Below are 9,072 nucleotides of genomic sequence, written 5' to 3' on the forward strand. Positions count from 1 at the left end.
GATCGGCCGCGGTCCGTGCCCGCCTGCTTTTCGCCGGACCAGCAAAAAAAGCGGGTTCCCCCCGTACCCGCCAGAGCCCGCTTATCCTTGCTGCCTTCCGGCCCTGGGGAAGTTCACAGGGTGGACGCCACGGGGGGTCCCCGCAGACGACTATAGCGGACTCGGCTGCCGCTCCTGCGACCCCTCGGCCACGCCCGCTTGGAGCAGGTCGAGCACCTCCCGCACCGACGCCGGGTCGCGGGCGTCGAAGGGATGCACCGGAATGCCCTCGCGCACGGTCAACGCCCAGCGCACGTCGTGCAGCGGGCGGACGAGCAGCCCGTCGAAGCAGTTCACCCCGACCACGAACGGCAGCCGCAGCCCTTCGACCGCGTCGAGCACCGGGTAGGCGTCCGCGATCCGCCGCGGATCGACCACCACCAGCGCGGCGTCCGCGCCCCGCACGAGGTCGGGCCAGCGGAACCAGAACCGGGCCTGCCCCGGCGCGCCGAACAGGTACCGCCGCCGCTCGCCCTCGCCGAGTCTGCCGAAGTCGAGCGCCGCGGTGGTGGCACCGGCGTCGGTGCGTACCGGCGCGATCTCCGAAACGGCGCGCACCGCCGTCGTTTTCCCGGCTCCGGCCGGGCCAAGCACGAGAATCTTCACGGGTCAGGCGAACGCGGTGTTCTTCAACTCCTCGACCAGCGCGGGGGTAAGGACTTCGGACGCGCGGTTGGCGAACATCGCCATCTCGTAGGCGATCGTGCCGAGGCTGGCCTGTTTGTTGGCCAGCACGCCGAGCGAGCAGCCGATGCTGATGGTGCAGACCACGAGGTAGCCGCGTTCCAGCTCGACCACGACCTTGTCCGGATCGCCGAGCGGATGGCTTTCGGACACGCTCTGTGCCAGCGCGAGCATCGCCGAGCAGGTCGCCGCGAGCCGGTCGGCGTCCGCGCGGTCGAGGTCCTGCGACGCGGCGATCAGCAGCCCGTCCGCGGACACCGCGAGCGCGGCGATCGCGCCTGCGGTGTGCAGCGCGAAGCGGTTGACCAGCCAGTTGAAGTTCTGCGCGGCGGCGGGAACGGTCATGATCCTCCTTGATCGGCCTGCTGGGCGGTGACTTGCTGTGCTTTGGCGACGCCGTCGGAAAACGAGTCGAAGGTGGCCCGCTCGGCGGCCGGATCGCGCAGGTCGCGGCGCGGCAACGGGGTGCGGACGATCTGCGGCAGTTTGAGCCCGGGGGCCAGCTGCGCGCCGGGGACGCGGCGGAAGACGCCGTCACGGGATTCCGGTGGCACCACAGTGAACTGGTGCGTCGGCGACGGATCCGCGACGTCCTGCGCGTCCGGAGTGTCCTCTTTGGATTCTTCTGGCTCGTCGGGGAGTTCCAGCGTTCCGGCGCGGGAAGCGAATTCCGGTTCCGCTTCCGGCCACCGCGGAGCCTCGTCCTTGTCCGGATTCGGCTCGTCGGCTTCCGGTTCCGGCGGATCGGTGAACCACCGGAACCCGGCCGGAGCAGGCGTGGACAGCGCGGCGATCGCGGGCGCGGGCAGCAGCACCGGCCGCGGGTCGGGCACCTGTCCGGGCTCGAAAAGCCCAGGCCCACGCCGGAAATCGACGTCTCGGGTGAACAGCGCCTGCGGCACCGAGACCTGTGCTGTCACGCCGCCTTCCGGAGTGGACTCCAGTTCGACACGCAGCGAATGCCGCTGCGCGAGCCGTCCGGCCACGGCCAGGCCGAGTTGCTGACCGGATGCCGCGTCGACCGGTTCGGCGAGCCGGCGGTTCTCCTGCGCCAACCGGTCCGCGGACAGCCCGACGCCGTGATCGGCGATGCTCACCAGCAGATCGCCGGATGACTGGAACTCCGTCGAAATCTCCACCGCCGACTCCGGCGGCGAGAACGCGGCGGCGTTTTCCAGCAGTTCCGCGAACAGCAGCACCAGGTCGATCCCCAGCGACGGCGCGAGCAGCGCCTCAGCCGGTTCGCCGAGCCGGATCCGGGCCTCGTCGTCGATTTCCGCGGCGGCGGAACGCAACGCGGTGGCCAGTTCGATCGGACCGCCGACCCGGGTCTCGTCGCGGTTTCCTGTCACCACAAGCAGATCGTCCGCGGTGCGCCGCAGCCGGAGCGCGGCGTGCTCCACGCGACGCAGCCCGGCGAGCAACACCGGATCGTCGGCGCCGCGCGTCAATTCCTCGATCACGGTGCGCTGGCCCGCGACCAGATTCTGCGTGCGCTTGGCCGCTCCGACCAGCAGCTGAACCCCGGCGCGGCGCGAGTTCGCCTGCTCGGCCACCGCTTCCACCCCGGTGCCGCGGAGCCGGTTGAACGCATCGGCCAGCTCGGCCAGCTCGCCGCCGGTGCCCGCCTCAAGCGCGGGCAGCAACGGTTGCGGCGGGCCCGACTCCGGCTCGGCGACCTGAACCAATTCAGCGGCGGCCAGGTCGGCGGTCGAGCGAGCCTGGCCGCTCAGCCGCCGCAACGGCCGGGCAATGGATCGCGCGGCCAGTACGGACAATGCGGCAACCAGTCCGAAAAGGACAATCGCGGCACCGCCGACGACGGAGGCCGTCCGGGTCGCACTGGACGCTTCCGCGGAGGCAGCGTCCGCGATCGCACCGGCGATCCGGGTCTCCACCGCGTCGCGCTGATCGGCGAGCCGAGTACCGGCAGTGACCACATCGGACACAAACTGCCGGTCTTGCCGCGGTGCCGCGGCCAGCCGGTCGAGCTGCTGGGCCGTCGCCCCGGTCTCGACCGCGGCGACCTGTGCCGCGTCCTGCTTCCCGGCCAGCCGGGCGAACTGTTCTCCGGAGACGGCAGCGCGCTGACCTGCGCGATCAGCTCCGGCGGCCGCGACCAGCGCGGTCGCGGCGGCCGCTCGCTGCTCGTCCGCGCGCAGCAGGGCGTCGAGCGTCCGTGCCTGGGAGCTGTCCGAAGTAGCCAGTCCCAGCGCGTCGATCAGCCCAATGGACGTGGAATCGTAGCCAGAAGCAATATCAACTACGGAAACCTGACGATTGAGCGCGTTCTGTCGCAGTTTCGACAGTGCGCCGCCTGGGCTGACCAGGCTGTCCGCGATGCCGCGCGCAGCGCTGTCCACCGCCTGCCGCTGCCGGACGAGCTCCGAATCGGTGGCCGACGGGTCAGCGGCAAAAGCGGCCGTGAGCAGGCTTTCCCGTTGCACCTGTCCGACCAGGCCGCCCACCCGCTGTCCCCGGGCCACGGCGTCCGAAGTGGTCGCGGCTGCCGAAGCGGCGGTGACCTGGCTGAGCACGAGCGGAACCGCCGACGCCACGACCAGGACCAGCGGAGCCACCACCAGCACGGTCACTCGCGCCTGCACGGTGCGGATCCCGAGGCGGTCAAGCAGCCGCGCGGCGGATTCCTGCGGCCGGGCCGAACCGTCGCGCATCCACGTCACCTTCCGTTCCCGAGGAGTCCCGACGAGACCGAGGCGTGAAGTGCACCGAACGGGGACACCCGCAGGACGCTACTACTCTCGGTAGTTCTCGTCGCGGTACGCACATGGTCGGACACCCCACGTCTGCGCAGAGCTTAGCGAGATCCGCAAGGTCTCGACAATGCCCTCTTGTACCGTGTCGCGCCCTGACACGCTGGGGTTTTCCCGGCGAGCGGCATGCGAGGAAGGATGCTGGGAGGAGAATGGCCGATATGCGCACCGCACCTGTCGCCGCCGACGTCGTCGCTGCCCACCTCCGCCTCCGACCACACGTCCGGTGGACACCGCTGTTACGCACTGAAATCGACGGCCGCCCCCTCGTGCTCAAGCTGGAGCAGCTCCAGCGGTCCGGTTCGTTCAAGCTCCGCGGCGCGGTAAACGCCCTGCTCAACGGGCCTAAGCCGAAGCGCGTGGTCACGGCGTCGGGTGGCAATCACGGCCTCGGCGTCGCCACCGCCGCGCAAGCGCTGGGCATTCCCGCTGTCGTCTACGTGCCGGAGTCCGTGCCCGAAGCGAAGGCCGCCGGCATCGAAGCGGCCGGCGCGAAGCTCATCCGGCACGGCGCGGCATACAGCGAGGCCGCGGCAGCCGCGTTGGCCGTCGCAGAGGAACCCGGCACCCGTTACCTGCACGCGTACGACGACGCCGACGTGATCGCCGGACAGGGAACCGCGACCGCGGAGATCGTGGCCGACGCACCGGACGTCGATGCCATTGGCGTCGCAGTGGGCGGCGGCGGGCTGGCGTCCGGCGCGACGCTGGCCGCGGACGGCCGTCCGGTGTTCGCGGTGGAGCCGGAGCACTGCCAGGCACTGCATGCCGCCCTCGCCGCGGGCGAGCCGGTGGACGTCACCATCGACTCGGTCGCGGCGTCCGCTCTCGGCGCGACCCGCGTCGGCGAGCTGGCGTTCGGCATCCTCAATTCGCCTGCCGTCACTTCCGTGCTGGTGTCCGACGCCGAGATCCTCGCCGCACGCGACCTGCTGTGGCGCGACTTCCGGCTCGTCGTCGAACCGGCCGCCGCGGCTCCGCTGGCCGCCTGGCTGGCCGGGCGCGTCCCGGCCGAGCTGCCGTGTTTTGTCTTGTGCGGGGCCAATACCTCGGTCACTTTCGCGTGAGGTCGTAGACCGTCGCGCCGCCGACCGTGGTGGGTTGGAAGTGCTGTTCGACCCAGGCGGTGATCTTCCCCGAGGTGCCGCGGCTGCCGCCGCGGCCGTTGCGCGCGCCGACGACGAAATAGTGGATCTCCCCGCTCGCCACGTACTGCTGGAATCGCGCGAGTGTCGGCGCGGGGTCGCTGCCGCTGAAGCCGCCGACCGCGAGCACCGGTTTGCCGCTGTTCAACGCCAGTCCGGCGGCCTGCATCGCGCCGGTTTCCGCGGCAGCCCACTTCGTCGTCGTGGTCTCCAGCAACCGATAAAGCTCCACATTGGACTGTTGTGGTCCGCCGAAACTGACGCGGCCGTTGTGCTGCGGCCCGGACGCCGGGCTTCCGCCGGTATGCGCCGTCGACGCGGTAGCCACCGTGAATGAGGCCATCCCCAGCAGTGCAGCCACGAGTGCCAGCACTGCGGCTGCCCGACGCGCAATCCCGATCAGCAACGCGAACACGCCTAGGACGCCCAGCACCAAGACGGAGTACCGCACCCATGGCTGCCAGTTCGGCGTCCGATGCAGCAGCACGAAGCTCCACGCTACAGTCGCCGCCAGCATCACCGCGAGCACCACGCGCGGCGCGAAGTAAGCACGGCCACGCCACAGTTCGGTCGCGGAGATCGCTACCGTGGCTGCGATTCCTGGCGCGAGCGCGACTGTGTAGTACGGGTGGATGATCCCGCTCATGTAGCTGAAGACGAGGGCGCTGATCACCGTCCAAGCACCCCACAGCAGCAGCGCCGCCCGAGTTCGATCAGTCCGTGGCGCACGCCGGGTGAACCACAATCCGGCCACGAGGCCGACCAACGCGGCGGGCAACAGCCAGGACGCCTCGCCGCCGAACTGCTCGGTGAACAGGCGGGTCAAGCCCGCCTGGCCGCCGAAGCCATGTCCGGCACCGGAAAACTCCGGCATTTTCGGCCGCGCGTCCCCACCGTGCGACTGTCCGAAAATCCGGCCGAGTCCGTTGTACCCGAAGGCCAATTCCAGCACACTGTTGTTCGTCGACCCGCTGATATACGGCCGATCCGCAACCGGCCACAACGCCACCGCGAGCACCCACCAGCCCGCGGAAACCACCACCGCCCCGGCAGCGGCGAGCAATTGCCACACCCGCCGTCGCACCGAAGTCGGCGCAGCAACCGCGTACGCGAGCACGAAGGCAGGCAACACCAGGAATGCTTGCAGCATCTTGTCGAGGAACCCGAAACCGATCGCGACGCCCGCCAGCAGCAGCCACCTCGTGCTCGCCTTTTCCAGCGCCCGCACCAGGAAATATCCGCCCGCGACGAGCAGCAGCACCAGGAACGCGTCCGGATTGTTGAACCGGAACATCAGCGCGGCGACCGGAGTGAGCGCGAGCAACGCCCCGGCCAGCAATCCGGCGACCGGTCCGGAAAGCCGCCGCACCGCCAGGTACAGCAGGCCGACCGAGCCCACACCTGCCAGCGCGTCCGGCACCAGCATGCTCCAGCTGGAAAAACCGAAGATCCGCCCGGACAATCCCATCACCCACAGGGAAAGCGGCGGTTTGTCGACGGTGACCACGTTGCCCGGGTCGAGCGAACCGAAGAACCACGCTTTCCAGTCCCCCGTGCCCGCTTGCCCGGCCATCGCGTAGAAGTCATTTCCCCAGCCGGAAATCGCGACATTGGTGAGATACAACGCGGCGGTGCCCAGCAGCAGCACCGCGACCGAGGGGCGCACCCAGCGTGGCGCGACGACAGTCGTCATGCCCGTCATTCTCACGGCCCGGACTGTGCGCGGGCTGTGAATCACTCACGAAGGAGTGTTGGCACCGTCACGCAATTGCGGGAACGAAGCCACGAATTCGGTGCGCCCTGGACCGCTAGCAACCATCACGCGACCGGAATGCGCGGCCACGACGGCGGCGACAATCGCCAGCCCCAGCCCCGTGCTCCCGGCAGCACGCGAACGCGAATTGTCGCCGCGGGCGAACCGTTCGAATACCTCGGGCAGGATTTCTGGCGGAATTCCCGGCCCATCGTCCACAACGGACAAAGTTACCCATCCGTCTCGTGTGGACAGTGCGGTGGTCACCGTGGTGCCCGCGGGCGTGTGCGTACGGGCGTTGCCGAGGAGGTTCAGCACGACCTGGTGCAGTTGCCCGGAATCGCCGAGCACCGCGATCGGTTCGCCGGGAAGTTCCAGCAGCCACTTGTGTTCCGGACCGGCGACGTGCGAATCGGCGACCGCGTCCGCGACCAGCCGGGACAAATCGACCGGTTCGTGCACGACCGGACGCCCGGAATCGAGCCGGGCGAGCAGCAGCAGATCTTCCACGAGCGTCGTCATCCGCGCCGATTCGGATTCCACCCGGCTCATCGCGAACGCGATGTCCGGCGGCACCTGTTCGCTGCCGCGCCGAGTCAGCTCGGCATATCCGCGAATCGCGGCGAGCGGCGTGCGCAATTCGTGGCTCGCGTCCGCGACGAACTGCCGGACCCGGCTTTCGCTGGCATGGCGGGCGGCAAGCGCTTCGGCGATGTGACCCAGCATCCGGTTGATCGCCGAACCGACCTTGCCGACCTCGGTTCGCGGGTCAGTGTCCACTTCGGGCACTCGCTCGGACAACGCGACCTCGCCGCGGTCCAGCGGCAGTTCGGATACCCGGGAAGCAGTGGCGGCAAGCCGGTCCAGCGGGGCCATCGTGCGCCGGATCGTGACCGCACCGGCGAACCCGGCAACGAGAATCCCGCAGAGCGCGACGCCACCGAAGATGAACCCCAGCCGCCACAACGTTTCCGAGACCCGGCTCATCGGCAGCCCGATCACGGTGAACTCGCCGCGCGGCGAATACGTCGCGACCACGCGGTATTTCTTGAGACTGCCGGGAAGCTCGACCGTGCGGCTCTGGCCGTTCGGCGCGAGCACGAGCAGGACCCGATCCTGCTCCGGGGTCAGCGGGACGAGGCCGAACGGACCGATCACCTGCCCGTTGACCTTGCCGTCGTGCACGACCAGGCTGAGCGTCCCCTCGGGCTGACCGAGCACGCGCAGCGGATCCGGCGGCAGCTTGCCGGAACCGTTGATGGGCGGACGCGGCACGCCGTGGCGGAACCCGCGATCGCTCGCCGCCGCCAGCTGCCCGTCGAGCTGCCCGACGAGAAAGCTGTTCAACGCGAATTCGGTGACCACGCCGACCACCAGGCAGACCAGCGCGAGCAGCGCCGCCAGCTGAACAATCAGCCTGCGGCGCAACGACCACGGACGGCGGCGCTCAGCCCGCGGCGGGTTTGAGGACATACCCGGCGCCGCGCATGGTGTGGATCATCGGTTCCCGATCGGCGTCGATTTTCTTGCGGAGGTAGGAAATGTACAGCTCGACGATATTGGCCTGGCCGCCGAAATCGTAGCTCCACACGCGGTCGAGGATCTGCGCCTTCGACAGCACCCGGCGCGGATTGCGCATCAGGTAGCGGAGCAGTTCGAACTCGGTCGCGGTGAGCGGCACCAGATCGCCGCCGCGGTGCACCTCGCGGCTGTCCTCGTCCAGGGTCAGGTCGCCGACCACCAGTTGCGAGCCGGTCGATCCGGAAACACCACCCGCCCGGCGCAGCAGCGCGCGCAGCCGCAGCGCGACTTCTTCCAGGCTGAACGGCTTGGTCACGTAATCGTCGCCACCCGCGGTGAGCCCGGCGATCCGGTCTTCCACCGCGTCTTTCGCGGTCAGGAAAAGAACCGGCAGATACGGCGTTTCGGCGCGCATCCGGCGCAGTACCTCAAGGCCGTCGAAATCGGGCAGCATCACGTCGAGCACCACGGCGTCCGGGCGGAAATCGCGGCCGATGCGCACCGCCTCGGCTCCGGTGCCCGCACTGCGCACCTCCCAGCCCTCCATCCGCAGGGCCATGGACACGAGTTCGGCCAGCGTCGACTCGTCGTCGACGACCAGCACGCGGACCGGGCTGCCGTCCGCGCGGCGCAGTTCGGCCTTGCCCCGGCCGGCAGACGCGGCGTTCACACTGCTCATGGTGCCATCTTCGGGCCTCGTCTTCAGGTCGAGCTGTGCACTGGCTGTGCGTTTCCTGTGCGGGTGGGCGCACAGGTGTCCCCCACGTCCGCCACAGGTTCCGCACAGCGGCCGCCCCGACGCTCGGGAAGGAAAAGCTCGAACGTTCCGGAGGAGACCATGACGACCGATCCAGCAGAGGGCGCGACCTGGGGAGAGCAACCTGCCCCCGCATCCGGCGGCAGCGGCCAGGGGAAGGCGTGGTCGGGCCGGAAAACCGCGATCGCGGCGGGCGTCGCGGTGGTGATCGCCGTCGGCGGCGGACTGGCGATCTGGGCGGGCACCAGCGGCAGCAACGCAACGGCGCAGCAGGGGCCGGGCGGATTCGGCGGCCCGGGCGGGCAGGGCGGTTTCGCCGGCCGCGGAGGCATGGGCGGGATGGCCGCGCTGCGGGACGCGCTGCACGGCGACTTCGTGGTGACGGATCCGACCGGCGGG

General features: G+C 69.8%; 7 protein-coding genes, 1 other RNA gene and 1 pseudogene. 2 read left to right on the forward strand and 7 right to left on the reverse strand.

The annotated features are described in order from the left end of the window. Nucleotides 1-45: 45 nt before the first annotated feature. The 4 genes from ffs to A4R44_RS06145 all read right to left on the reverse strand — a co-directional run bounded on the left by ffs (nt 46) and on the right by A4R44_RS06145 (nt 3,398). Nucleotides 46-145: signal recognition particle sRNA small type (gene ffs / locus A4R44_RS06130), an RNA gene on the reverse strand. 5 nt (nt 146-150) lie between these two features. Then, nucleotides 151-645 (reverse strand): ATP/GTP-binding protein, encoded by a 495-nt coding sequence (locus tag A4R44_RS06135; RefSeq protein WP_067577164.1) that lies wholly within the window; start codon nt 643-645, stop codon nt 151-153. Nucleotides 646-648: 3 nt separating this feature from the next. Continuing rightward, on the reverse strand, nt 649-1,068 hold the full coding sequence (locus tag A4R44_RS06140) for a roadblock/LC7 domain-containing protein (protein ID WP_009084595.1): 420 nt from the start codon (nt 1,066-1,068) through the stop codon (nt 649-651). After that, nucleotides 1,065-3,398 (reverse strand): ATP-binding protein, encoded by a 2,334-nt coding sequence (locus tag A4R44_RS06145; RefSeq protein WP_067577166.1) that lies wholly within the window; start codon nt 3,396-3,398, stop codon nt 1,065-1,067. Before A4R44_RS06145 ends, A4R44_RS06140 begins: the two co-directional genes overlap by 4 nt. A gap of 260 nt (nt 3,399-3,658) precedes the next feature. Here A4R44_RS06145 and A4R44_RS06150 point away from each other — a divergent pair, with 260 nt between their 5' ends. After that, nucleotides 3,659-4,564, forward strand: coding sequence for a serine/threonine dehydratase (locus tag A4R44_RS06150; protein ID WP_095213208.1), 906 nt, complete (start codon nt 3,659-3,661; stop codon nt 4,562-4,564). Here A4R44_RS06150 and A4R44_RS06155 read toward each other — a convergent pair. From A4R44_RS06155 to A4R44_RS06165, 3 genes are read right to left on the reverse strand one after another with little or no spacing between them, the layout of a single operon-like run. Further along, the gene (locus A4R44_RS06155) at nt 4,551-6,335 is read right to left on the reverse strand and encodes a glycosyltransferase family 39 protein (protein ID WP_067577170.1); all 1,785 of its coding nucleotides are present in this window, start codon (nt 6,333-6,335) and stop codon (nt 4,551-4,553) included. The two genes, A4R44_RS06150 and A4R44_RS06155, sit on opposite strands and share 14 nt — an antisense overlap. Nucleotides 6,336-6,380: 45 nt before the next feature. Continuing rightward, on the reverse strand, nt 6,381-7,868 hold the full coding sequence (locus tag A4R44_RS06160) for a cell wall metabolism sensor histidine kinase WalK (RefSeq protein ID WP_067577172.1): 1,488 nt from the start codon (nt 7,866-7,868) through the stop codon (nt 6,381-6,383). Next, a complete protein-coding gene (locus A4R44_RS06165) occupies nt 7,843-8,595 on the reverse strand; it encodes a response regulator transcription factor (RefSeq protein ID WP_067577173.1) in 753 nt (250 codons plus the stop codon). Before A4R44_RS06165 ends, A4R44_RS06160 begins: the two co-directional genes overlap by 26 nt. Before the next feature lie 159 nt (nt 8,596-8,754). Here A4R44_RS06165 and A4R44_RS50030 point away from each other — a divergent pair. Further along, nucleotides 8,755-9,072, forward strand: a pseudogene (locus tag A4R44_RS50030) (hypothetical protein); the annotation flags it as partial.

This window comes from Amycolatopsis sp. M39 (genome assembly GCF_001651785.1).
Classification (GTDB): domain Bacteria; phylum Actinomycetota; class Actinomycetes; order Mycobacteriales; family Pseudonocardiaceae; genus Amycolatopsis; species Amycolatopsis rubida.

Coding starts and splice junctions, on each gene's coding strand:
- A4R44_RS06165 (WP_067577173.1), bottom strand. CDS start 8,595: ATGAGCAGTGTGAACGCCGCGTCTGCCGGCCGGGGCAAGGCCGAACTG.
- A4R44_RS06140 (WP_009084595.1), bottom strand. CDS start 1,068: ATGACCGTTCCCGCCGCCGCGCAGAACTTCAACTGGCTGGTCAACCGC.
- A4R44_RS06155 (WP_067577170.1), bottom strand. CDS start 6,335: ATGACGACTGTCGTCGCGCCACGCTGGGTGCGCCCCTCGGTCGCGGTG.
- A4R44_RS06160 (WP_067577172.1), bottom strand. CDS start 7,868: ATGTCCTCAAACCCGCCGCGGGCTGAGCGCCGCCGTCCGTGGTCGTTG.
- A4R44_RS06145 (WP_067577166.1), bottom strand. CDS start 3,398: ATGCGCGACGGTTCGGCCCGGCCGCAGGAATCCGCCGCGCGGCTGCTT.
- A4R44_RS06150 (WP_095213208.1), top strand. CDS start 3,659: ATGCGCACCGCACCTGTCGCCGCCGACGTCGTCGCTGCCCACCTCCGC.